Annotated in this window: 16 protein-coding genes and 2 pseudogenes; 10 read left to right on the plus strand and 8 right to left on the minus strand. The window is 67.5% G+C overall.

The window, feature by feature from the left end; genetic code table 11:
- The 7 genes and pseudogenes from J9611_RS18715 to J9611_RS18745 all read right to left on the minus strand — a co-directional run.
- Positions 1 to 226, minus strand: a pseudogene (locus J9611_RS18715) (IS5/IS1182 family transposase); the annotation flags it as partial.
- Between the two features lie 260 nt (positions 227 to 486).
- Entirely contained in the window at positions 487 to 1,818 is a 1,332-nt protein-coding gene (locus J9611_RS18720; protein WP_246528043.1) for an MFS transporter, read from the minus strand.
- A 45-nt stretch (positions 1,819 to 1,863) separates the two neighbouring features.
- Positions 1,864 to 3,105: a M20 metallopeptidase family protein gene (locus J9611_RS18725; RefSeq protein ID WP_211882436.1), complete on the minus strand. Its 1,242-nt coding sequence runs from the start codon at positions 3,103 to 3,105 to the stop codon at positions 1,864 to 1,866.
- A 292-nt stretch (positions 3,106 to 3,397) separates the two neighbouring features.
- A complete protein-coding gene (locus J9611_RS18730) occupies positions 3,398 to 4,300 on the minus strand; it encodes an ABC transporter ATP-binding protein (RefSeq protein ID WP_246528044.1) in 903 nt (300 codons plus the stop codon).
- Positions 4,297 to 5,949, minus strand: a complete 1,653-nt coding sequence (locus tag J9611_RS18735) for a dipeptide/oligopeptide/nickel ABC transporter permease/ATP-binding protein (RefSeq protein ID WP_246528045.1) — start codon at positions 5,947 to 5,949, stop codon at positions 4,297 to 4,299. Before J9611_RS18735 ends, J9611_RS18730 begins: the two co-directional genes overlap by 4 nt.
- A gap of 31 nt (positions 5,950 to 5,980) precedes the next feature.
- Positions 5,981 to 7,012: an ABC transporter permease gene (locus J9611_RS18740; RefSeq protein WP_211882440.1), complete on the minus strand. Its 1,032-nt coding sequence runs from the start codon at positions 7,010 to 7,012 to the stop codon at positions 5,981 to 5,983.
- 10 nt (positions 7,013 to 7,022) lie between these two features.
- A complete protein-coding gene (locus tag J9611_RS18745) occupies positions 7,023 to 8,630 on the minus strand; it encodes an ABC transporter substrate-binding protein (protein ID WP_211882443.1) in 1,608 nt (535 codons plus the stop codon).
- 290 nt (positions 8,631 to 8,920) lie between these two features.
- Between J9611_RS18745 and J9611_RS18750 the strand changes: the two genes are divergently transcribed.
- The 6 genes and pseudogenes from J9611_RS18750 (at position 8,921) to J9611_RS18775 (ending at position 18,393) form a co-directional block, all read left to right on the plus strand.
- Positions 8,921 to 10,504 (plus strand): amidohydrolase, encoded by a 1,584-nt coding sequence (locus tag J9611_RS18750; RefSeq protein ID WP_211882446.1) that lies wholly within the window; start codon positions 8,921 to 8,923, stop codon positions 10,502 to 10,504.
- Positions 10,505 to 10,594: 90 nt separating this feature from the next.
- Positions 10,595 to 11,515 (plus strand): LysR family transcriptional regulator, encoded by a 921-nt coding sequence (locus J9611_RS18755; protein ID WP_211882449.1) that lies wholly within the window; start codon positions 10,595 to 10,597, stop codon positions 11,513 to 11,515.
- Positions 11,516 to 11,632: 117 nt separating this feature from the next.
- Positions 11,633 to 13,300 carry an amidohydrolase gene (locus J9611_RS18760; protein ID WP_211882451.1) on the plus strand — a complete coding sequence of 556 codons (1,668 nt, stop codon included), beginning with the start codon at positions 11,633 to 11,635 and terminating at the stop codon, positions 13,298 to 13,300.
- Between the two features lie 213 nt (positions 13,301 to 13,513).
- A pseudogene (locus J9611_RS18765) lies at positions 13,514 to 15,115 on the plus strand (amidohydrolase).
- A gap of 195 nt (positions 15,116 to 15,310) precedes the next feature.
- The gene (locus J9611_RS18770) at positions 15,311 to 16,960 is read left to right on the plus strand and encodes a thiamine pyrophosphate-dependent enzyme (protein WP_246528046.1); all 1,650 of its coding nucleotides are present in this window, start codon (positions 15,311 to 15,313) and stop codon (positions 16,958 to 16,960) included.
- A 59-nt stretch (positions 16,961 to 17,019) separates the two neighbouring features.
- On the plus strand, positions 17,020 to 18,393 hold the full coding sequence (locus J9611_RS18775) for an NAD-dependent succinate-semialdehyde dehydrogenase (protein ID WP_211882456.1): 1,374 nt from the start codon (positions 17,020 to 17,022) through the stop codon (positions 18,391 to 18,393).
- 113 nt (positions 18,394 to 18,506) lie between these two features.
- Here J9611_RS18775 and J9611_RS18780 read toward each other — a convergent pair whose 3' ends face one another.
- A complete protein-coding gene (locus tag J9611_RS18780) occupies positions 18,507 to 19,394 on the minus strand; it encodes a helix-turn-helix transcriptional regulator (RefSeq protein WP_211882458.1) in 888 nt (295 codons plus the stop codon).
- A gap of 140 nt (positions 19,395 to 19,534) precedes the next feature.
- On the opposite strand from J9611_RS18780, the gene J9611_RS18785 reads away from it, so the two are divergent.
- From J9611_RS18785 to J9611_RS18800, 4 genes are read left to right on the plus strand one after another with little or no spacing between them, the layout of a single operon-like run.
- Positions 19,535 to 20,551 carry a zinc-dependent alcohol dehydrogenase family protein gene (locus J9611_RS18785; protein WP_211882460.1) on the plus strand — a complete coding sequence of 339 codons (1,017 nt, stop codon included), beginning with the start codon at positions 19,535 to 19,537 and terminating at the stop codon, positions 20,549 to 20,551.
- Positions 20,548 to 21,819, plus strand: a complete 1,272-nt coding sequence (locus J9611_RS18790; protein WP_211882462.1) for a multidrug effflux MFS transporter — start codon at positions 20,548 to 20,550, stop codon at positions 21,817 to 21,819. Before J9611_RS18785 ends, J9611_RS18790 begins: the two co-directional genes overlap by 4 nt.
- Positions 21,801 to 22,067, plus strand: coding sequence for a hypothetical protein (locus J9611_RS18795; protein WP_211882465.1), 267 nt, complete (start codon positions 21,801 to 21,803; stop codon positions 22,065 to 22,067). Before J9611_RS18790 ends, J9611_RS18795 begins: the two co-directional genes overlap by 19 nt.
- Entirely contained in the window at positions 22,060 to 22,602 is a 543-nt protein-coding gene (locus tag J9611_RS18800; RefSeq protein ID WP_211882467.1) for a cyclophilin-like fold protein, read from the plus strand. Before J9611_RS18795 ends, J9611_RS18800 begins: the two co-directional genes overlap by 8 nt.
- Positions 22,603 to 22,919 lie beyond the last annotated feature (317 nt).

Genomic DNA, 22,919 nt, shown 5'->3' on the forward strand with positions numbered 1-22,919 from the left:
CCGAGAGTCCCTCCAACGCCTGAAGAACCAGCACCGAACCGATCACCGACGCCGGGATAGAGGGCCGGCCCCGGCCCGACGTGAAAAGGTCCTCCATCATCGAGTCAGGGAACAACCGGTTCCGGTGTTCAGCCAAAAACGCGAAGGCACTCCCCGGGGCCAGCAGCTCCCCGGCCAGTGCCTCCACATCCAAAAACCCGCGCTGGGCGTCCTCAATTCCTTGCATTCAACCAGTCTTAACGACCAGCCCCGCAAGTCCAGCAGGCGCGCCTTAAACCCACCAATTTGTTCAGCAGTTTCCTAGGAGTCGCTGCCAGACATGTTCCTCTATCGCAGGACGAATCGGCGGCGCCGGAAACATCACCGAACCGGCCCGGTCCAGAGCCGGGGTGTACACGATGTCCACCCTCTGGTTGCAGTTCAACAGACATTACGAGACATCGTGTACTGATCAGCCCCTTGCTGAAAGACGCCCTCGCCGCCGGTCTATGCGGTGAGGTCCTTCGCCCGGGTTTCCGGAAGCTTCCACGCGACCAGCGTGGATATTGCCAGCAGAACCACCACATAGATAGTGAACGCTCCCGGACCGAACGACGCATTCGCCCAGTTCTGGAGATACGGTGCCGTCCCGCCGAAAACGGCCACAGCGACTGCGTAAGGCACAGCGACGCCCACTGTGCGGATCCGTGTGGGGAAGAGCTCTGCGAACACCGCCGGTGAAATTGACAGCGTCGCACCCATGAAAACCAGGATGATGGTGGCCGGCAGAAAGAGGGACCAGAAGCTCTGACCCACAGTGTTTACCAGCAGCGGGAAAAGGATGATGGGCACGCCGGTGCCTATCAAAAGGCTGGGTCGACGGCCGAAACGGTCAGAGAACTTGCCCCAGAACGGCAGGGAAATGATCAGTACGACGTTGCTTAGAACGCTGGCCAGAAGGGCGGTTCCCTGGTCCATGTTGTGAATGATGACAGCCTGCTGAACCGCGCTGACAGACCAGACGTAGTAGCAGACGGTACCCCCGACGCCGAGGCCGATCACTCGGAGGGCGGAGCGCCAGTTCCTGCGGATCTCCGGCCACATCGGCTGGCGAACGGTCGCCTTCGCGGCGGTGAACGCCTCGGTTTCCTTCATCCGCGAACGGGCAATCAGGGTGTACAGGCCCAGGAGCGCGCCGACAACGAAAGGGATACGCCAGCCCCACGACTGCATGTCGGGCTTACTGAGGACTGTGTTCAGCAGGACCCCGAACAGCAGCCCGATCACAATGCCGGAAGTGCCGGAGACGTAGATCAACGAGGACCAGAGACCGCGGCGGGATGCCGGGGCGGACTCTGCAATGTAGGTCTGGGCGGAGGGCATTTCACCGCCGTGGGCCAGCCCTTGTAGGAGCCGGGCAGTGAGAAGCACTACGGCGGCCCCGGCGCCTGTGGAGTTGTAGGTAGGAACCAGCGCGATCATCAGGGATCCGAACGATGCGAGGACCACAGTGGAGATCATCGACGCGCGGCGGCCAAGATGGTCCGCCATCCAGCCAAAGAGGAGGCCGCCAACTGGGCGGGCAACGAAGCCTACGGCGAAGACAGCCATCGCCCCCAAAAGCGCGGCCAGGGGGTCTTTGGGGTTGAAGACCTCTGTGGCGAAGTAGATGGCGAAGGCGGAGTAGATGCCCCAGTCATACCATTCGAGAGCATTGCCCATGCCGGTGGCGACGAGAGTCTGCCGCTGGGACTTGGTCGCCTTGAGCGATGCCCGGGCGGCCGGGATCTTTTCCTGCACGGCAAGGTGCGCCGTGCCGTCAGTTGTTGGGTCCATCATCAAAAGTCCTTGGTAGTGGGGGAAGGATTGGGGTGGCAGGGAGGGTCAGACGCCGGCGAGCTGGGCCAGTTGGCCCACGGCCAACTGGGTGTACAGGGCGGTACCGTCAACCACGACGCTGTCATCGAACGCCGCGCGCGGGGAGTGGTTGAACGCCGCGTCCGGGCCGCCGGCAAGCGGCGTGGCGTCCAGGCAGATGAAGCTCCCCGGCACGCGGGCGAGGACGTCGGCAAAGTCCTCGGACCCACCCAGCGGTGCGGCCAGCCGGTGGTGGCGTTCGGCTCCGAAAAGTTCGGTGATCTGGTCGGCGGCAAATGCGGTCTGGGCCCCGTCCGTCACCGTGACGCGTCCCCCCACGTGATAATTGATGTCGACTTCCAGCCCGTGGGCAGAGGCGATGCCTTCCAGCAGGCGCGGAATGGCCGACTGCATTTTGGTTCTGGCCTCGTCGGAATACATCCGGAGGCTCGCGCCGAATTCGGCGGTGTCGGGAATGACGTTGATGGCCTCGCCGGCCTTGACCATTCCGACCGAGACCACCACGGGGTCGTGGGCGTTGAACTGCCGGGTGACCATGTGCTGGAGGGCGAGGATCATTTCCGCCATGACGGGCACGGGGTCCTGGGCCTGGTGCGGCGCCGAGCCGTGGCCGCCGCGGCCGATCACCTTGACGAAGAGGGCGTCCGCGGCGGACATCATGACGCCGGGCTTCGTTTCGAACCGGCCCGTGTTGCCGCCGGCGCTGAAGACGTGGAGCCCGTAGGCAGCGTCGGCGCGGCGTCCGGAGAGGTCCAGGATGCCTTCCTCGATCATCATGGGCGCCCCGGCCAGGAGTTCCTCGGCCGGCTGGAACATGAAGACGACGTCGCCTGCGAGCTGGTGGCGCCGTTCCGCGAGCAGCCGGGCGGCACCCACCAGCATCGAAGTGTGCAGGTCATGGCCGCAGGCGTGCATTCGGTTGGCTTCCTCGGAGGCAAAGTCCAGGCCGGTCTCCTCCTGGAGCGGGAGCGCGTCCATGTCGGCACGCAACAAGACCGTGGGACGCGGGCCCGCTGGAGTGCCGGCGGCAGAATCCGTCCCGCCGGTGCCGCGCAGGACGGCCCCGACGGACGTCAGTCCCTTGCCCGGGGTGATTTCGAGCGGGAGGTCGGCCAGGGCTTCGAGGACCGTCTCCTGGGTGCGCGGCAGCTGGAGGCCGAGCTCGGGGTGCCGGTGGAGCTCATGGCGAAGCTGGACGAGGTCGCCGTGCAGCTCGCGGGCGTCTTCAAGAATTGTCGTGGCGGACACGTGGGGTTCCCTTCGAATGAACCGGTCCACTCAGCGGTGGACGGTTTCATTCGAGTATGTGACTCGCTTCGTATGCAGTCTAAGACCCAAAATGGTGGATCAGTATGCTGTCCAGGCATGAAGAGCCCGCATGCCATGTCCTGCCAAGGAACCGGTACCCGTCCCTCCGCCCCCGGGCCGCGACGTTTTACGTCCCGGAAACATATTGCCTCCTGGGTGCGTCCATGTGACGGGCACCCGCGGGTGTCCGGCGGCGGCCTCCCAGGAGGGACCGCCGCCGCTCCGGAAGTACTTAGTCCAGGCTGAAGCCGGGCGAGCCAGGGACGGAGGAGAGAAGCTTCTTCGTGTAGTCGTGTTGCGGGTCCCGGTAGACGGATTCGATCGGTCCTTGTTCGACGATGCGGCCCTGGAACATGACCACCACTTCGTCGCAGACCTGCTGGACGACGGCGAGGTTGTGCGAGATGAACAGCATGGCGCTGTCCACCGTGCTGCGCATGCCCTGGAGGAGCCGGATGATGTCGGCCTGGACCGAGACGTCCAGGGCCGAGGTGATCTCGTCCGCGATCACGAGCTTCGGCTCGAGCATCAGGGCCCGGGCAATCGCGATCCGCTGGCGCTGGCCGCCGGAGAACTGGTGCGGGTACTTCTCCGCCGCGGAAGGATCCAGTTTGACCCGTTCCAGCGCCGCGGCGATGGCCTTACGGTGTTCCACCGGGTTGGCACCGTGCGGGTCCAGGGCCTCGGCCAGGGTCTGCCCGGTCGTGCGCCGCGGACTGAGCGAGGAATACGGGTCCTGCGGGATGTACTGGACTTCGCGGCGCATCTGCTGGCGGCGCCTGCCGCGCATTTTGGTGAAGTCCTCCCCGGCGATGAGCACCTCGCCGCTGGAGGGCTTGTTGATGCCCACGAGTGTCTTGCCGAGGGTCGACTTCCCGGACCCGGACTCCCCCACGAGCCCCACCACGGTGCCGGCGGGCACGGCCATGGTGACGTCCTTGAGGACGTGGGCGGCGCCGAAGCGGACGTTGAGGTTGCTGACCGACGCAGCCTGCAGGGCAGCGGGACCAGCGGCAGGGGCGGCAGCAGGATCCGCAGGACCGGCGGCAGGGGCGGCGGTGTGCGCTGCCCGGCGCCCCGGGCCCCCCGGCTGGGGGTCCAGGGCTGCCGGGGGTGTCTGTGCGTTGGCGTTCATGGGGTTGCAACTCCTGCGGTAGCCGGGACGGGGCCGAGTTCCAGGGTGGGAATCGCGGCCAGCAGCGCCTTGGTGTAGGGATGATGGACGTCGCGGGCCGCGAGCTGGGCGGAGGTCAGCCGTTCGACGATCTCGCCGGACTTCATGACGAGGATGGTGTCGCACAGCGCCTCCACCACGGCGAGGTCGTGGGAGATGAACAGCATGGCCGTTCCCTGTTCCCGGTGGATGCGGCGGAACTGGCGCAGGACCTCGGCCTGTACGGTGACGTCCAGGGCCGTCGTCGGCTCATCGGCGACGATCAGTTTGGGCGAGGTGACGATGGACGCGGCGATCATGGCCCGCTGCCGCATGCCGCCGGAGAGTTCGTGCGGGTGCTGCCGGAGGCGGTGGGCCGGTTCGGTGATGTTCACGCTGGTAAGGGCGTCGATGATGGCCTTGCGGGCTTTGGTCCCGCCCAGGCCCAGGTGGGTGCGGAGGACCTCGGTCAGCTGGGAGCCCATCCGCAGGGACGGGTTGAACGTGGTGCCGGGGTCCTGGTAGACGATGCTGATGTCCCTGGCCAGCCGTGACTGGTCCGGGGCGGCAAGCATGTTCATCTCCCCCACGCGGAGCAGGTCCGCTTCCACCGCGAGGTCCTCGGACGGGAGCCCGGCAATCGCCATGGCGGTCAGGGATTTCCCGGACCCGGATTCGCCCACCAGGGCCACGACTTCGCCCGGGTTGATGGCCAGGGTGATGCCCTTCACGAGCTGCGGGCCGCCCGGGATGCTGATCCGCAGGTTCTCGGCCCGGACCAGGGCGGTGTCCCCGGCCGGGACGGTGATGGTGCGGTTGCGCTGCAGCACACGGCGGAAGAAGCTGCGCTTGGCCCGCGGGTCGGCGTGGGCGGCCAGCGCGTCACCGATCAGCATGACGGACAGGCCGGTCAGGGCGATCATGACCGAGGGGCCCACGGCCTCGACCGGCTGCGTGTAGAGCGCGCCGAGGCTGTCGTTCAGGAGCCGGCCGAAGTCGTACTGCGGCGACTGGACGCCCAGGCCGATGAAGGACAGCGCCGAGATCTCCACGAGGGACAGGGCGAAGACGGTGGCGGAGAGGATCAGCAGCGGCTCGGCCATGTTCGGCAGCATGTGCCGGGCCGCGATCCGCACCGGGCTGACGCCCAGCAGGCGCGCGGTGACCACGTACTCGCTGCTGGACACGGAGGAGGCCAGGTTGGCGGTGATCCGGGCGAAGCCCGGGATGCCGGCGATGCCGATCGCGATGACCGCCGAGGACACCCCGGGTTCCAGGACGGCCGCGATGACCAGGGCAAAGATCAGGGACGGGTAGGCGACGGCCGTTTCCAGGATCCGCAACGCCACCTCACGGACCCGCCGACCGGACAACCAGATCGCCAGGCCGATCACGACGCCGGAGACCACCGAAACCGCGGCGGCGCCGGCGGTCATGAGCAGCGTCAGCCGCGTCGCCACCAGGGCGCGGGCCAGCAGGTCCCGGCCGAAGTCATCGGTGCCCAGCCAATGCTCCGCGCTGGGTCCAAGGGCGGCGTTGGGCGTCAGCTGCTCGGCCGCCTGCGTCATGGTCAGCGGGGCAATGACGGCGATGAGGATGAGGGCGGCCAGCAGCGCCGCCCCGGTGATCATGGCCGGAGTCCAGAACTCCCGGCTTCGTAGCCTAGACATCATTGGAGGTAGCTCCCAGGTTGCGGGGGTCGATGATGGCCAGGATCAGGTCCACCAGGATGATGATGAGGGTCGCCAGCAGACCCAGCACCAGGATGATTCCCCGGATCACCGGGTAATCGCGCTGCAGGATCGCGTTCACGATGCCCTGCCCCAGGCCCGGCCACGCGAAGACTGTTTCGATGACCACGGCGCCGCCAAGCTGCGCGGCCAGGATGAGCCCCGAAAGCGTCAGGGTGGTGGTGACCAGGTTGGGCAGGACGTAGCGGGCATTGGTGCGCAGGGCGCTCAGCCGCCAGCCGCGGGCCGTGCGGACGTAGTCCTTGTCCAGGACGACGGCGGTTTCGCGGCGGACGATCCGGGAGATCACGCACACCGGGCCCAGCATCAGGGCCGCCGTGGGCAGTACGAGCGAGTTCAGGGTCGCCGCGCCGGCCGCGGGCAGCCAGCGCAGGGTCACGGCGAACACCACCACCAGCAGGGTACCCACCACATACTGCGGGATCGAGTAGATCAGGCTGGTCAGGAAGTTGAAGCCGTGGTCCAGCCACTTGTTGCGGCCGCCGCGGGTCAGGATGGCCACGGCCATGCCCAGCGGCACGGAAATCAGGAGCACCAGCACGATGGCCAGCAAAGCGATCTCCGCGGTGAACGGGAAACGTGTGAAGATCAGGGTCGAGACACGCTCGCCGGACACGAACGAGGTCCCCATGTCCAGGCGCAGGATGCCCGACACATAGTTGAGAAACTGCGTGAGCATCGGCAGGTCAAGCCCGAGCTCCGCGCGGACGTTGGCGATCTGCGCCGGGCTGGCCCCATCACCCGCGGCGATCACGGCGGGATCGCCCGGGATCAGCGGCACGATAAGGAACGTCACAACCGTCAGCACCACGAACGACAGCAGCAGCCCGCCGAGCCTGCGCAGGGAGAACCCGACCCACGGGTGGCGGATGAACCGGCCCCCCGCACCCCCGGCAGCAACGCCGGGGGTACGGGAAGCCTCAACAGCAATTGAAGAGGTCATGGCCGGATGGTTATTTCGTGATCCGCATGGTGCTCTCGTCCGGCTGGCCATTCATGGTGTGCATGGCGAATCCGGAGCGAACAGTGACCTGCGAGGGAAGGGAAGACAGCGGGATCACGTGCGCATCGCTGATCATGATCTTCTGCGCGTCCTGGTAGGTGGAGCAGCGCTCAGTGGTATCAGTCTGGGTCATGGCCTTGGATTCCAGGTCAACGACGGGCTGGTTCACAGCGCCACCCCAGTTCAGACCGCCCTTTTCCACCGGGATGCCCACTACTGTCGAAAGCGCGCCGTTCATGGTGCCGCCGGCGTTGATGCCGCCCATCACGGTGATGTCCCAGCCGTCGATCTTTTGGGTGAGTTCCGTGCTCCAGGTGGCGACGTCCACGTTGCGGAGTTCAATCTCCGCCCCTGCCGCGCGAAGTGCTTCCGCGACGTAGGTGTTGGCTGCGCCGTTCGGGCCGAAGACCTGGGCACCGACCATGCGGATCTTGACACCGGCCAGAACCTTCTGGGCTGCTGCGGGGTCTGACTTGATCAGCAGTGACGTGTCCTTGTTGGAACACGGCACGCCCGGGTGGGCGAAGGATGAGTAGAGTTCACCGAGGCCGCCGGTGGCGGCCTGGTTGAACGCCGTTACGTTCAGTGCCTGGGCGACTGCCTTGCGCAGCGCGGGATCGGTGAAGGGGTGGCCCTCGCGCTCGTTGAACATCATGTAGAGGCTTCCCTGCGGGATGACAGCGGTGGAGAAGTCCTTGTTGCCGTCGAACCGGGTAGTGTCCTTGCCGCGGATGTTGGCGATGTCCTTGGTACCCGTCAGGAGCTCGTTGGCAATGGCGCTCGCGTTGGAGTTAACGCTGGCCTCGATTGTCTTGGCCGGCGTGCCCTCGATGTTCTCGTAGGCGGGCCACGTCTTGTAGTCACTGCGGAGCGTAAAGGTGTAGCCCACGCCGTGCTGCTTCTTGGTCAGTGTGTAGGGGCCGGAGAATGCGCCGGCGACGTCGCCGGTAGTCAGGCCCTTCGGGTCCTTGAGGCCGGCAGGGCAGACGATGCTTGTAGCATGCAGGCTCAGGCCCTGGAGGAGGTCGGTCCAAGGCTGCGCCAGCTTGATGGTGACCGTGCTGGCCGAGTCGTCTGCGGTAATCGTCGCCGGGCCATCGCCCAGCACCAGCGGGCGGAAGCTGGACTTGCTGTCCGGGGAGGCAAACACCTTGAGGGATTCCGCCACGACGCCGGCGGTGATCGGAGTGCCGTCGGAGCAGGTGGCGCCGCTGCGGATGGTGAACGTGCCCTGCGTGGGGGTGATGTCCCACTTGCTGGCGAGATCGGACACGATCTTGTTGTTCTCGTCGCGGCGGACCAGTGTGGAGAAGAGCAGCCGGTTGAACGTGTAGTCGTCCGCATTGCGGACCTCAACCGGCGCGAACGTCGTGGGGTCCGCGTTGACCACGGTGCGGATGGTGTCGGTTGAGACCTGGCCCCCGGCCGTTGCTCCTGACGAGGCTCCTCCGGTGGTGCAGCCGGTTGCGGCTACGGACACCACGACGGCGGCCGTCGCCAGGGTGGCGAGCCTGCGCCGCCCGGTGGTCCTGGCCGGGGCCTGTGGGTGTTGTTTCACGTGTAGATCCTTCGCTTGATGGGCCTGATGCGAGTGGGGTCCGGTGTGGGATGCCTCACGCCGGTACCTGTGGATCGAGTATGTGACCCACGCTCTAGCGCGTCTAAGACTCCTTTTGTTGCTAGTCCATGCCTGTTCGGCATCAATCTCGGCTTTTCGGCGTCGTTACGGGAAATTCCACAGCGGGCCGCGGCAGCGGGCCCGGTTTCTTTAACTCGCCGGAAACATATGTACCCTTTATGTCGGCCCCCTGGCGCGCAATCTCCCGGCCGTGCCCTTACCCTGAGTCCATGCCCCCCACCATCTACGCCAACGCCGCCTTCCACACCCTCGATCCGCGGCAGCCGCGCGTTGATGCGCTGCTGGTCGACGACGGGCTGATCACCGCAACGGGCTCCTATGACGAACTCCGGGCGCATGCCCCAGCCGGGACAGAGTCCGTTGATCTGGAGGGCGCCGTGGCTATTCCCGGCCTGACTGATGCCCACATCCATACGGCGAGCCTGGCGCGGTCCCGACACGAGGTGGACCTGCGCCCGGCAGGCAGCCTGGAGGAGGCTCTGGCCGGACTGGCGGCCCTGGAACCGCGGTACCGGGAGGGGGACTGGATCTTCGGCGGCTGGTGGGACTTCAACAAGTGGCGCATTCCGGTCCAGCCGGACCGGACGGGGCTCGACGCCGTCTGCCCCCGCAATCCTGTGGCCCTGACCAGCGCGGACGGCCACACGGTGTGGGCCAACTCCCATGCCCTCCGGGAACTAGGCATCACAGCGGCCACACCGGATCCGGCGGGCGGTGAGATTGTCCGGGACGAGCACGGGGACGCCACCGGGATCCTGCGCGAGAGCGCGGTCTACCCGGTGCGGAAGCTGGCCGCCTCCGGGGCGTCCGGAAACCTCCTGGAGCAGCTGGAAGAGACCCAGCAGTACCTGCTGTCCATGGGCCTGACCACGGTCCATGACATCGACGGCCCGGACGCACTGGACGCCTACTCGCGGCTTCTGGACCAGGGCAGGCTGGATCTGCGCCTGCACAAACTGCTCGCCCAGGACGACCTCAACGCCGCCATCCGGGCGGGCATCCGGACCGGCCAGGGCGACGCCTGGATCCGCCATGGCGCCGTGAAGATCTTCGCCGACGGCGCGGCGGGTTCCCACACGTGCCACATGAGCGAGCCGTTTCCAGGCGGAGGCAACCATGGCATGGAAGTGACCGCGTACCCCGAGCTGCTGTCGCTGGCGAGGAAAGCCGCCACGGCGGGGATCGCCGTCGCCGTCCACGCGATCGGGGACCGCGCCAACCATCTGGTGCTCGACGCCCTGGCGGAAATCCGCGGCACCACCCGGGAGCACGGCCTCCGGCACCGGATCGAGCATGCCCAGTTCATGCAGCGGGCGGATGTTCCACGCCTGGCCGGACTCGGCGTCGTCGCGTCCATGCAACCGCAGCACTGCCCCAGCGACCTGCCCATCCTGGGCATGGTGGAGGGCCGCGGCCTCGCGTCGTATGCGTGGCGCAGCCTGCTGGACGCCGGCGCCACCGTCGCCTTCGGCTCGGACTCCCCCGTTGAGGTTCCCAACCCGTTCCACGGGCTCCACGCGGCCATGACACGGACCAACGGGGCCGGCGAGCCCGACGGCGGCTGGGAACCCCGGGAGCGGATCTCCCTGCTGGAGGCGCTCAATGCCTACTGCGTCGCGCCTGCGTACGCCTCCGGCGAAGAGGACTCCAAGGGCCGGCTGCGCGCCGGAATGCTGGCGGACTTCACGGTGCTGGACACGGACATCTTCACGGCCAGTCCGGCCGAGATCAGAGAAACCCAGGTCCGGCTGACCGTCACCGGCGGGCTGGTCCGCTACCGGCGCGAGGGTTGAGCGGCACACGAGGACCCCGCAGCACCCCCAGCGCATACCTGCCAATGCTTCTTCTTGCGAGGAAGCATGCCAAAGAGACATGATGAGCGCATGAACCTTCGCCGCCTGCAGTACTTCCTGGCCGTCGTGGACGCCGGAACCGTCACCGCTGCAGCAGAGAGAATCCACATTGCGCAGCCTGCCCTGAGCCGGCAGATCAAGACCCTGGAACGCGAGCTGAAGCTGAACCTGTTCGAGGCGCAGGGCAACAAGCTGGCCCTGACGCCCGCGGGCCGCGCCTTCGTCCCCGCGGCCCGCCGGCTCATGCTGGAAACGCAGAGCCTGGAGGACGCGGCCGATGCACTGCGCACCGGACGGGTGGCCACGCTCGTGGCCGCCGCCACCGCCGCGTCCGTCCGCGGCTTCCTGGCACCCTTCATCGCCACCACCGGCCCCGAGGATCCCCTGATCATCACGCGGGAAACCAGCCACTTCGCGATCACCGAGGCGCTCCTTCACGGCAGCGACTTCGCGGTCTCCCCCGCCGCCCCGGAGCAGGGCCTGCAGACCATGCCCCTGGGCAGCATCCCGCTGACCGCCTACGTGGCGGCGGATCATGAATGGGCTGTGGCCGGCGTTTCCGAGTTGCCGCTCTCGGCACTGTCCCGCCAGCATGCCATTCTGCCATCGCACCAGAGCGTCAGCCGCTACATCCTCGATGACGCCCTCAACCAGGCCCAGCTGAGCTTCCGCCGCGTCTCCGAATGCGACGACGGCCAGACCATCATGGCACTCGCGGCGGCCGGGCACGGGATCGGCGTCACCACCGACCTGCCCGCCTACGGCACGCACCCCATCCGCATCCTGGCCGGCACCACCGGGCAGCCCGGCCATGCCCTGAGGCTGCCGCTGCACACGGCGTGGATCCCCGGACACTTCGCCGAGGACGCCATCCGGGCCATGGCCGTCCGGCTGCGCGGATTCCTTGACCGGCAGGGCGCCCTGATAACTGATGCGGACTCCACAACCTGACATTCTCCATGCCGGGTCGGCATTGAGCTCCCACCTTGAATGCATTAGACAGCATGAAACCAGCTCCCGATACTGGAGGGCAGGCCACTAATGAATTCATAGACTCGGGAGACGTGCATGCTTTTCGACGCGTTGTACACCAACGGAACGTTCTATACCCAGGATGCCCGCCGCCCGCGGGCCCGCAGTGTGGGCGTCCACAACGGACGCATCATCAGTCTCGATGACGAGCTGCCGGCCACGTACTTCCGCGACGTGCACAAGCTGGCCGGCGCCGCCGTCGTACCCGGCTTCAACGATGCCCACTGCCACCTGAGTTACGTGGGCCAGGCCCTGGTCCAGGCCGATCTCCGCCCCGCCGTCGGCGCCACCATGGACGCTTTGCTCGCCGCACTGGACGCGGCGTGCGCCGCCGCTCCGGACGGCGCATGGGTCCAGGGCGCCGGCTACGACCAGAACTACCTCGGAAACCTCCACCCCACCGCCGAGCAGCTGGACGCGGTAAGCCACGGCCATCCGGTGTGGCTCATGCACAATTCCCGGCACATGGGAGTGGCCAATACAGCCGCATTCGAACGCGCCGGCTACCCGGGCCGGCTCAACGTCACAGCGCCCGACGGCGGAGCCGTTCCGGTTGCCCCGGACGGCAGGGCCGTCGGGCTGCTCCAGGAGACCGCGCGTGCCGTAGTCATGGACGCCATACCCGCCCCCACGGTGGCGGACATAGCCGCCATGGTGGGCGCGGGCAGCGCCGCCCTGCTGAAGCTCGGCGTCACCAGCATCACCGAGCCCGGGCTGGGGGCACCGGCCCACATCGGCCACACCCTGTCCGACCTCGCCGGCTATCAGGCAGCGCGTGACGCAGGGCTGCTGGGCGTGCGCGCCACCGTCATGCCGTACCTCACGACGCTCCACAGTCTCGACGCCGATCCGGGCGACAACGCTGAAGACGCGGTTCCCCGGCTGGGCCTCGACCTGGGGATGCGCACCGGCTTCGGCGACGAGTGGCTCCGCCTCGGTGCGGCCAAAATCCTGTCCGACGGCTCGCTGATCGGCCGCAGCGCCTTCATGTGCTGCGACTACGATGTGGATGCGGCCGAAGGGCACAGCAACCGAGGGCTGCTGCAGTTCGCCACCGAGGACCTGCGCCGGCGGATCATCGGAGCCCACCGGGCGGGCTGGCAGGTGGCCACGCACGCCATCGGCGACGCCGCACTGGATGTAGTGATGGACATTTTCGAGGAGGCACAGCGGCTCCACCCGCGTCCGGACACCCGGCACCGGATCGAACACCTGAGCGTCGCCAGCGATGAGCAGATCCGGCGGGTGGCTTCCCTGGGCCTGGTCCCGGTCCCGCAGGGCCGGTTCATCTACGAGCTCGGCGACGGCGTGGCCCGGGCCATGGGCCCGGAGCGGACCCGGATCTCCTACCGCGTGAAGGCCCTGCTGGATGCGGGACTGGAGATCCCGGCCAGCACGGACGCCCCCGTGGTGGGGGCGGACCCCATCCTGAACATCCACGACCTCGTGAACCGGCGGACGTCCTCCGGCGCCGACTTCGTTCCCGAAGAGCGCATCACCGTGGCCCAGGCGCTGCGCTCCTACACGGTGGGCAGCGCCTACGCAGCGCGGGAAGACCATTACAAGGGCTCGCTCTCGCACGGCATGCTGGCCGACTTCGTGGCCCTGTCCGAGGACATCTACGAGGTTCCGGCGGACACCATCCGAAACGTCCGCGTCACCGCCACCGTAGTGGGCGGCCACCTGGCCCACGGGGCAATGTAACCGGACGCCGGGTGACGACACCTTCACCCGACCCAGCTCCACCACCATGCCGCCAAAGCATGCAGTCCATCCATTATTGACATTGGACGGAATACTCTGCGCTCGGGAAGATTGCTGGAACGCACCGGACCTGCGACTGCGGACAAGCCAATCCCCTGGAGGACCCAGCCCATGAAGATCGACGCCATTTTTGAGAACGGCCGGTTCCGCACCATGGACACCGCCCGGCCCACAGCCCGCCGCATCGGCGTCCTGCACGGCAGGATCGTCGGCCTGGACGGGGAGCTGGACGGCATCAGCGCGGACCGGGTGGTGGACCTCGGCGGAGCCCCGGTCCTGCCCGGCTTCCACGACGCCCACTATCACGCCTCCCTCACCGGCGCCCGGCTCGCCGCCCTGGACCTGCGCCCTGCTGCCGCGGGCTCACTGGACGCCCTGTATGCCGCCGTCCGCCGCCGGGCCGGCTCCCTCGCCCCCGGGGAATGGGTCCGTGGCTCCGGCTACGACCAGAACCTCATCGGCGGCCACCCCACGGCGGCCGGCCTGGACCACGCCGCGGGCGGCCGCCCGGTCCTGATCGAGCACGTCTCCGGCCACATGGTGGTGGCCAACAAGGAGGCCTTCCGGCTGGCCGGCTATCCCGGCGGCGCCGGTGTTCCCGACGTCGACGGCGGCTTCGTCGCCCGGCTGCCTGACGGCACCGCCGAAGGGCTCCTGCAGGAAAAGGCGATCAGCATGATCTACGAACTGGTCCGCCCTATGCCCCTCGACGAAGTGCAGCGGAACCTGCGCCTGGCCTCGGACCAGGCCGTCGCATTCGGCCTGACGAGCCTCACGGAACCCGGCCTCGCCGCCTGGAAAATGGTGGGGAACTCGCCCGTGGACTTCCACAGCTACCAGCTCGCCGCCGAAACCGGCGCACTGCTCCCCCGCATGACCCTGATGCCGTACATCACGACCCTGCACCCCGTCGAAGGCTTCCGGGACCACGACTGGCACGGGCTGGACCTCGGCATCCGCACCGGGTTCGGCGGGGACCGGCTGAAAATGGGACCGGTGAAGATCGTCTCCGACGGCTCCTTCGTCGGCCGCTCCGCCGCCATGCACCAGTGCTACCACGGCGAGCCGGACAACAAGGGGCTCATGCAGTTCGATCCCGAGTCGCTCAAGGCCCTGATCGTAGGCGCCCACAAGGCCGGCTGGACCGTCGCCACCCACGCAATCGGCGACCAGGCGATCGACCACGCAATGGACGGCATCGAGGAAGCCCAGCGCGCGGCTCCGCGCCGCGGCGTGCGGCACCGGATCGAACACTTCGCCCTCGCCAGCGACGCCCAGATCTAACGCGCCGCGAAGCTGGGCATCATTCCCGTCCCGCAGGGGCGGTTCATCTCGGATTTCGGCGACGGCATGATGGCCGCCGTCGGGCCGGAGCGCAGCAGCCTGATCTACCGGATGAAGTCTCTGCTGGATGCGGGGATCGAATTACCCGGCTCCACGGACTCGCCCGTCTCCAGCGGCAACCCCCTGCACAGCATCCACGACATGGTCAACCGGCGGACCGCCTCCGGCCAGGTTCTGGCCCCGGCCGAGCGCCTCACCGTCGCCGAGGCCGTCCGGGCCTACACCCACGGCTCCTCCTACGCCGTCAGCGAGGAGAACAACAAGGGCACGCTCAGCACCGGAAAGCTCGCGGACTTCGTGGTGCTCTCCGATGACCTCTTTGCGATCGCGCCGGAGGCCATCGGCGGCGTCGACGTCGGCGCCACCGTGATCGGCGGCGAAACGGTGTTCGACGCCGAAGCGCTCAAGTGACCGTCCCTGGGGCCGGCTGCCGACCCCGGCACATCTAATGCCCTCTTGTTATGAAGTTTGAACTTTATATGTATTAGACAGCATGAAATGAGCTGCGAATACTTGAAGGAATGCACCACCCGCCCGGCCACCCCTGCCGGCGCCAGATCGTCCGCCAGGTTCCTGGCTGAAGACCCCATTTTTAGGAGCATTACGTTGGAGAAGAAAACCCACGCCGGCCAGGCGATCGTTGATTCGCTGGCCCTGCACGGCGTCGACCGTGTATTCGCGGTCCCGGGCGAAAGCTACCTGGCCGTCCTTGACGGCCTCCATGGGGCAGACATCGAGACCATCGTGTGCCGCCAGGAGGGCGGCGCCGCGTACATGGCCGAGGCCCACGGCAAGTTCACCGGCGAGCCTGGCGTCGCCATGGTGACCCGCGGACCGGGAGCCGCGAATGCCTTTGTTGCCATCCACGCCGCCTGGCAGGACGCCACCCCGATGGTCCTGTTCGTCGGCCTGATCCCGGTCGCGGACCGCCAGCGCGAATCCTTCCAGGAATTCGATCCGAACGCCTGGTTCGGAACCCAGGCCAAGCGAGTCTTTGTCCTCGAAGAAGCGTCACGGGCCTCGGAAGTGGTGGCCGAAGCCTTCTTCGCCGCCAAGTCCGGCCGCCCCGGCCCGGTGATCGTGGGCCTGCCGGAGGACGTCATTACGCATGAATTCACCGGCGCCCTGCACCCGGTGCTCACGGTCGCGGAGGGAGCAGTTTCCGCCGCCGAGCTGGAACTGATCACCACCGCCCTGGCCCGTGCGGAGAAGCCGGTCATCTTCGCCGGCGGCCCGCGCTGGACGCCCGAGTCCGCTGCGGCGGTGACCCGCTTCGCCGAGACCAACGGCATCCCCGTCATCCAGGACTGGCGCGCCTCGGACCGCATCCCCTTCGGCTCGGAGGTCTACGCCGGTGCCCTCGGCTACGGCCGCACGCAGGAGACCGTCCGGATGTTCGCCGACGCGGACGTCCTGCTGGCCATCGGCGCGCTGCCCACCGACGTCCCCACGGACGGCTACAAGATCCGCCAGTCGATGGACGCCACCAACATCGTGGTCAACATCGACACCACCCTCCGCGGCCGTTCAGGTGCCGTGACCGCCCACATCCTGGCCTCTCCGGTCGCCTTCGCCGATGCCGTCAAGGACGTCCAGCTGGGCAAGGCCGCGCAGTGGGACGCCTGGCGCGCCGCCGGCCGGACCGCCCAGGCCGCCTTCAGTGCCCTGCCGGACCTGGCCACCCTGCCGGCCACACGCGAAGGCACCGGACACATGAGCGCCGTGATCGCCGAACTCGTCCGGCGCCTGCCGAAGGACGCCGTCTACAGCTTCGGCGCCGGCAACCACTGCGCCTGGGCCCAGACGTACCTGCCCACCAACGTGTTCCCCAGCCAGCTGAGCATGCGCAACGGCTCCATGGGCTACAGCGTCCCGGCCGCCGTCGCCGCGTCCCTGCAGAGTCCCGGGCGGCTGGCCGTGGCCGTCGCCGGCGACGGCGAATTCCTCATGAACGGCCAGGAGTTCGCCACGGCTGTGCAGTACGGCGCGGCAATGCTGATCATCGTCATGGACAACGGCCAGTACGGGACCATCCGCGACCATCAGGAACACCACTTCCCCGGCCGCGTCAGCGGCACCCAGCTGAGCAACCCGGACTTCGCCGCGTTTGCGCGGGCCTTCGGCGGCCACGGCGAAACCGTGACGAACGACGGCGACGCCGCGATCGCCGTCGAACGCGCTCTCAAGGCGGTCCGGGACCAGCGGATCCCGGCCATCATCCACGTGGTCACCGACCCGCAGATCGCCCTCCCGTAAGCGTCCCGGAACCCCCGACACAGCAACACCTGAACCTGCAACCAATGAAGGAGAACAGCATGAGCCTTTATGCCGTCACCAATCCGGCCACGGGAGAGACCGTGAAGGAATTTCCCACCGCCACCGACGCCGGGATCCGCGCCGCGCTGGCGGCGTCCGACGCAGCCTTCACGTCCTGGAACAGGACGCCGCCCGAGGACCGGGTCAAGCTGCTGAGCCGCGTCGCCGAGCTCTACACCGAGCGCCGCGAGGAGCTCGCCGCAATCGTCACCCGGGAAATGGGCAAGCCCATCTTCCAGGCCCGGATCGAGGTCGACATCGTGGCCTCCATCTACCGCTACTACGCCGAGAACGGCCCGGCGTTCCTCGAGGACGAGGAGCTGGACGTCGCCGCCGGCGGCAAGGCCATCGTCCGGAAGGACGGCCTGGGCATCCTGCTGGGCATCATGCCGTGGAACTTTCCTTACTACCAGGTGGCCCGCTTCGCCGCGCCCAACCTCATGAACGGCAACACCATCCTGCTCAAGCACGCCCCGCAGTGCCCCGAGTCGGCCCTGGCCATGGAACAGATCTTCCTCGACGCCGGCGCCCCCGAGGGCGCGTACGTGAACATCTTCGCCACGAACGAGCAGGTGGCGGACGTCATCGCCGATCCCCGCGTCCAGGGTGTCTCGCTCACCGGCTCGGAGCGCGCCGGCGCCGCCGTGGCCGAGATCGCAGGCCGCAACCTCAAGAAGGTTGTGCTGGAACTCGGCGGCTCCGACCCGTTCCTGGTGCTGGACTCCGCGGACGTCGACCAGGCCGCCACACACGCGCTTTTCGGCCGTTTCGGCAACACCGGCCAGGCCTGCAACGCCGCCAAGCGCATCATCGTCGATGACGCCGTCTACGACGAGTTCGTCGAAAAGTTCGTCGGCGCGGTCACCTCCGTGAAGGTGGGCGACCCCACCGAGACGGACACCTTCATGGGCCCGCTGTCCTCCACGGCCGCCCGTGACGGTCTCGCGGCCCAGGTGGACGACGCCGTCGCCAAGGGCGCCACGGTGCTCGCCGGCGGTTCCCGGCTGGAGCAGCCCGGCGCCTGGTTCCAGCCGACCGTCCTCACCGGCGTCACCCCGGAGATGCGCGCGTTCTCGGAGGAACTGTTCGGCCCCGTCGCCGTCCTCTACCGCGTCGCCAACGCGGATGAGGCCGTGGAACTGGCCAACAACTCCGCCTACGGCCTGGGCGCCGTGATCCAGTCGACCGACGCCGAGAAGGCCGCCGAGATCGCGGACCGCCTCGACACGGGCATGGTCTACATCAACGAAGCCCCCGGCACGGCGGCCGAGCTGCCCTTCGGCGGCATCAAGCGCTCGGGCGTCGGCCGCGAGCTCGGCAAGTACGGCATGGAGGAGTTCGTCAACCGCAAGCTCATCCGCACGGCCAAGTAGTCCCACCCCGGCACCACTCGCAAACGCAACGCAACGGAAGCGGGGCTCCGACAGCACAGCTGTCGGGGCCCCGCTTCTTGGCTGTCCAGGCGCAGCCGCCATTCCTGCTCCCGCTAACCGCGGGCGTGGGCTCGAGCGGATTCGACGACGTTCTCGGTCGCGGCCCAGGAGGCGAGGAGCCGGAGGGCTTCGTCGGAGGGGCTGCCGGGGATGGCGGGATACACAGTCAGGGTGTGTCCGGGGTCGTCTTCGAGTTCCATGGCCTGATAGTTCAGCTCGAGGAGTCCGACGACCGGGTGGCGGAAGGATTTTGTTCCGGAGTAGTGGCGGCGGACGTTGTGCGCTGCCCAGCGTGTGCGGAATTCTTCGCTGCGCATGGACAGTTCACCGACGAGTTCGGCGATGCGCTTGTCGTGCGGATTGCGGCCGGCGTCGCGTCGCAGGATCGCGACGTTGACGTTGGCCGCGCGGTCCCAGTCGGGGTAGAAGTCGTGCGCACGCGGGTCGAGGAAGATGAATCGCGAGTGGTTCGCGGGGCGGCCGGCAGTGCCACGGTACATCTCGGAGTACAGGGCGTAGCCGAGGAGGTTGGCGGCGACGATGTCCATCCGGTTATTCCCGATGAACGCGGGCGCTGCAGCAATGGCGTCCAGAAGGTTCTGCAGCAAGGGGCGCACGGCTGACGGCGCGGCCGTCGTGGGACGGTTGCGGATCGAGGCGTTGGCCGTGCGTGCGAGGTCGTAGAGGTGATCGTGTTCGGCGCGGTCCAGTTCCAGGGCGCGGGCGATCGCGTCGAGGACGCTGTCGGAGACGCCAGTGAGGTTTCCGCGTTCGATGCGGGTGAAGTAATCGACGCTGACGCCGGCGAGGCGGGCGACTTCTTCCCTTCGAAGGCCCGCCACGCGCCGCCGACCGCCGATGGGTTCGATTCCTGCCTGCTCGGGTGTGATGCGTCCGCGGCGGGAGACCAGGAACTCTCGGACCTCGGCTCGGTTATCCATAGGAAAACGTTACGACGAAACGAGGAAGCCGTGGGAGGTTCTGCCGTAACCCGTCTCAGCAGAGCCCTCGCTACCCGCGCCCGGTGCGGGTTTGATGGAAATCAACCCCTTCGGCATTCGACCAATTGGAGCACCAGCGTATGCGCGCAACGATCATGCACGCCCCCGGAGACGTCCGCGTCGAGGAGCGTGACAAGCCCACCATCCAACAGCCGACCGACGCGATCATCAAGCTGGTCGCGGCCTGCGTGTGCGGGTCGGACCTGTGGCCCTACCGCGGCGCCGACAGCCTCAACAAACCGGCCGCCATGGGTCACGAGTACGTGGGTATCGTCGAGGAAGTCGGCACCGACGTGCGGAACGTCCAGGCGGGCCAGTTCGTCGTCGGTTCGTTCTTCGCCTCGGACAACACGTGCGAGATCTGCCGCTCCGGCTACCAGTCCGGGTGTGTGCACCGCGAGGGTGTCGGCGGCGCCCAGGCCGAGTACATGCGCGTCCCCCTCGCCGACGGCACACTGGTCACCACCCCGGAGATGCCGGACGCCGACAAGATCCCCTCTCTCCTGGCGGCCTCCGACGTCTTGGGGACCGGATGGTTCGGGGCGAAAGCCGCCGAAGCCGGGCCGGGCAAGACGGTCGCTGTCGTCGGTGACGGCGCCGTGGGCCTTCTTGCGATCCTCGCGGCGAAGCAGATGGGCGCCGAACGCATCATCGCCATGTCCCGCCACGCCGCCCGGCAGGCTCTCGCCCGCGAGTTCGGCGCGACCGACATCGTCGAGGAGCGCGGCGACGATGGCGTGGCAAAAATCAAAGAACTCACCAACGGCCTCGGTGCACACTCGGTCATCGAGGCCGTCGGAACCCAGGAGTCGATGATGCAGGCCATCCGTGCCACCCGCGCCGGCGGGCACGTCGGCTACGTCGGTGTCTCCCACGACGTCGAGCTCCCGGGCCTGGAAATGTTCTTCTCGCACGTACACCTGCACGGCGGCCCCGCCCCCGTCCGGGACTACCTTCCCGAGCTGATCGACCTCATCCTCCGCGGCGAAATCAACCCGGGCAAGGTCTTCGACCTTGAGCTTCCGCTCGACGAGGCGGCCGAGGGCTACAAAGCCATGGACGAGCGCCGCGCGATCAAAGTGCTCCTGCGCCCGTGAGCACGTCTCCGACCGCAACGCGGGCACCGTCGTCAGTCGTCGTCCCTCCCGCACTCGTCGCCACGGTCATCTTCCTCACCGCCGTCGCGCCGCTGGCGACAGACATGTACGTCCCGGCATTCCCACGCGTGTCTGAGGAATTCGGCACGGGGGCCTCCGCGGTGCAGTTGACCCTGACGACGTTCTTCGCCGGCATGGGGCTCGGACAGCTCGTCGGCGGCCCGTTCAGCGACCAGCGCGGCCGGCGCCTGCCCCTGGCAGCGGGCACGATTCTGATGACCATCGCTTCAGTCGCCTGCGCTCTCGCCCCGAACGTCGGGATCCTGATGATCGCCCGGTTCCTGCAGGGCTTCGGCGGCGGATGGGCGATGGTCATCGGCCGCGCCGTCATCGTCGATCTGGCCCACGGCCCGCAGCTCGTCCGGGTGCTCAACCTCGTCATGGGAAGCGGCGGCGTCGCCCCGATCATCAGCCCCCTGCTCGGAGCCGTCATCCTGCAGCTGACCGGCTGGCGGATGACATTCTGGGTGCTCGCAGCCCTCGGCATCCTCATGACCCTCTGCGCCCTGTTCATCGTTCCGGAGTCCCTGCCTCCCGAGAAACGGCACTCCGGCGGGCTGCGCGAATTCGGCCACGCCGCGCGAACCGTGCTGTCAAACCGCCGATTCGTCGGCTACGTCGTCGTGGCATCCTCGGCGTTCATCGCCCTGTTCGCCTACGTCGCCACGTCCTCGTTCATCCTGCAAAACATGAACGGCTTGACGCCGGTGGCGTACTCCATCGTCTTCGCCGCCAACGCGGGCGGCATGACCATCGCCGCCCTCATCTCGGCGCGCCTGGCAGGCCGTGTACCCACCCGCCGGGTCATCCTCACCGGACAGATCATCGCCCTGGCCGCTGGCGTGGCCATGCTCGCCGGAGCCGTGTGGTGGGCCACTCCTCTGTTCATAGCCATGGCCAGCTTCTTCGCCCTCATGGTCGCGCAGGGCCTCATCAACACCAACGGCGGCGCTCTCGCGTCCGCGGAAGTGCCCGCGCACCCGGGCACCAGTTCAGCGGTGCTAGGACTCGTGCAATGGACCACCGCCGGCACCGTCGCACCGATTGCGGGCCTGGGCGGCTCCAATACCGCGGTCCCCATGGCGGCGCTGATGATCGCCGGAGCCCTGCTGTCACTTTTCGGTCTGCTCGTTCTGGCCCGCCCGAACGCCCCACTGCCGGGGACATCTTCCCGGGAGCCGCTGCATGAATGGACGACCTCCTCGTGACGACCTTCGCGGTCATCGGCGCCGGCCAGGGCCTCGCTGTCGCTCGTCGATTCGGCGCAAAGGGCACTCCGTTGCCCATGCGGAACCTTCGCAATGCGCCTCGACTGACACATCCCACAGACACGAAAAGCGCCATTCCGAACACCCAGCACTTCACCGACAAAGCCGCGTTCAGCAGCGGCGGCGCCAGCAGCCGACGAACGACCGCTGCGGCGCTCGTCAGCGACGGAGCGCAAACCGGTGCATGACACCAAAGAACTCATCCTTCGCTCACGGCTAGCTGCCGTAGTTCTCGTCGCAGCCCTGGCGGCCGTGCTGGCTGCCTGCGGCATCACCGACGCCACCGGTACGACCCTCCAAGGCCGTACCTCCCCAGCCCCGACTACTCCAGAAAACGACGACACCATGGCACACCCACCGTCAACAAGCGGCACCCCCATCACCATCGAAATCGACGGAAAAACGGTGACGGGAACCCTGTCTGACAGCGCAGCCGCACGCTCGCTGATCCATCAACTCCCCCTAACGCTCACCTTCACCGACTACGGCGGCCAGGAAAAAATCGCAGACCTACCGGCACCGCTCCCGCTCCAAGGCCTGCCCGCCGGCGACGACGCCGACCCTCTGACCATCGGGTACTACGCCCCCGGGAAGGCCCTCGTCCTCTACTACCGGCACGTCGGATACTTCAACGGAATCGTGAGAATCGGCACCTTCAACGACCTCGCCGCTATCAGTGAACATGACAGCGATTTCACCGCCAGGCTGAACCTCGCCGACTGAAGCATGCAAATTCGTCGGCGACTCCTCGGTATCCGGGGGTGGATCACCTCCCCGGCCGTGCGGGTACGGTCGTGCACTAGGGTCGGGCAGTTGCCGCTGCGGCCGAGCGGGACCCCTCTGTCAGTACACCCCTTAGCAGGGCACCCACCCGCGCGGGGGTTCGCCTTCATCGTCTGCCATTTCGGGACCGTCTTCGTTCTTAGCCTTGATCCACCGATGAGATTGGGATCGGGTCCGGCGTTTTAAACACGAAATGCCCGTCTTTGGCGAGTTCCAGCGGTCGTTGCAACACCCCCGAAAAACGGGAGTTGCAACAC

Source organism: Pseudarthrobacter albicanus (assembly GCF_018224015.1).
Lineage (GTDB): Bacteria > Actinomycetota > Actinomycetes > Actinomycetales > Micrococcaceae > Arthrobacter > Arthrobacter albicanus.

Coding starts and splice junctions, on each gene's coding strand:
- J9611_RS18720 (WP_246528043.1), bottom strand. CDS start 1,818: ATGATGGACCCAACAACTGACGGCACGGCGCACCTTGCCGTGCAGGAA.
- J9611_RS18730 (WP_246528044.1), bottom strand. CDS start 4,300: ATGAACGCCAACGCACAGACACCCCCGGCAGCCCTGGACCCCCAGCCG.
- J9611_RS18735 (WP_246528045.1), bottom strand. CDS start 5,949: ATGATCACCGGGGCGGCGCTGCTGGCCGCCCTCATCCTCATCGCCGTC.
- J9611_RS18740 (WP_211882440.1), bottom strand. CDS start 7,012: ATGACCTCTTCAATTGCTGTTGAGGCTTCCCGTACCCCCGGCGTTGCT.
- J9611_RS18750 (WP_211882446.1), top strand. CDS start 8,921: ATGCCCCCCACCATCTACGCCAACGCCGCCTTCCACACCCTCGATCCG.
- J9611_RS18755 (WP_211882449.1), top strand. CDS start 10,595: ATGAACCTTCGCCGCCTGCAGTACTTCCTGGCCGTCGTGGACGCCGGA.
- J9611_RS18760 (WP_211882451.1), top strand. CDS start 11,633: ATGCTTTTCGACGCGTTGTACACCAACGGAACGTTCTATACCCAGGAT.
- J9611_RS18775 (WP_211882456.1), top strand. CDS start 17,020: ATGAGCCTTTATGCCGTCACCAATCCGGCCACGGGAGAGACCGTGAAG.
- J9611_RS18780 (WP_211882458.1), bottom strand. CDS start 19,394: ATGGATAACCGAGCCGAGGTCCGAGAGTTCCTGGTCTCCCGCCGCGGA.
- J9611_RS18785 (WP_211882460.1), top strand. CDS start 19,535: ATGCGCGCAACGATCATGCACGCCCCCGGAGACGTCCGCGTCGAGGAG.
- J9611_RS18795 (WP_211882465.1), top strand. CDS start 21,801: ATGGACGACCTCCTCGTGACGACCTTCGCGGTCATCGGCGCCGGCCAG.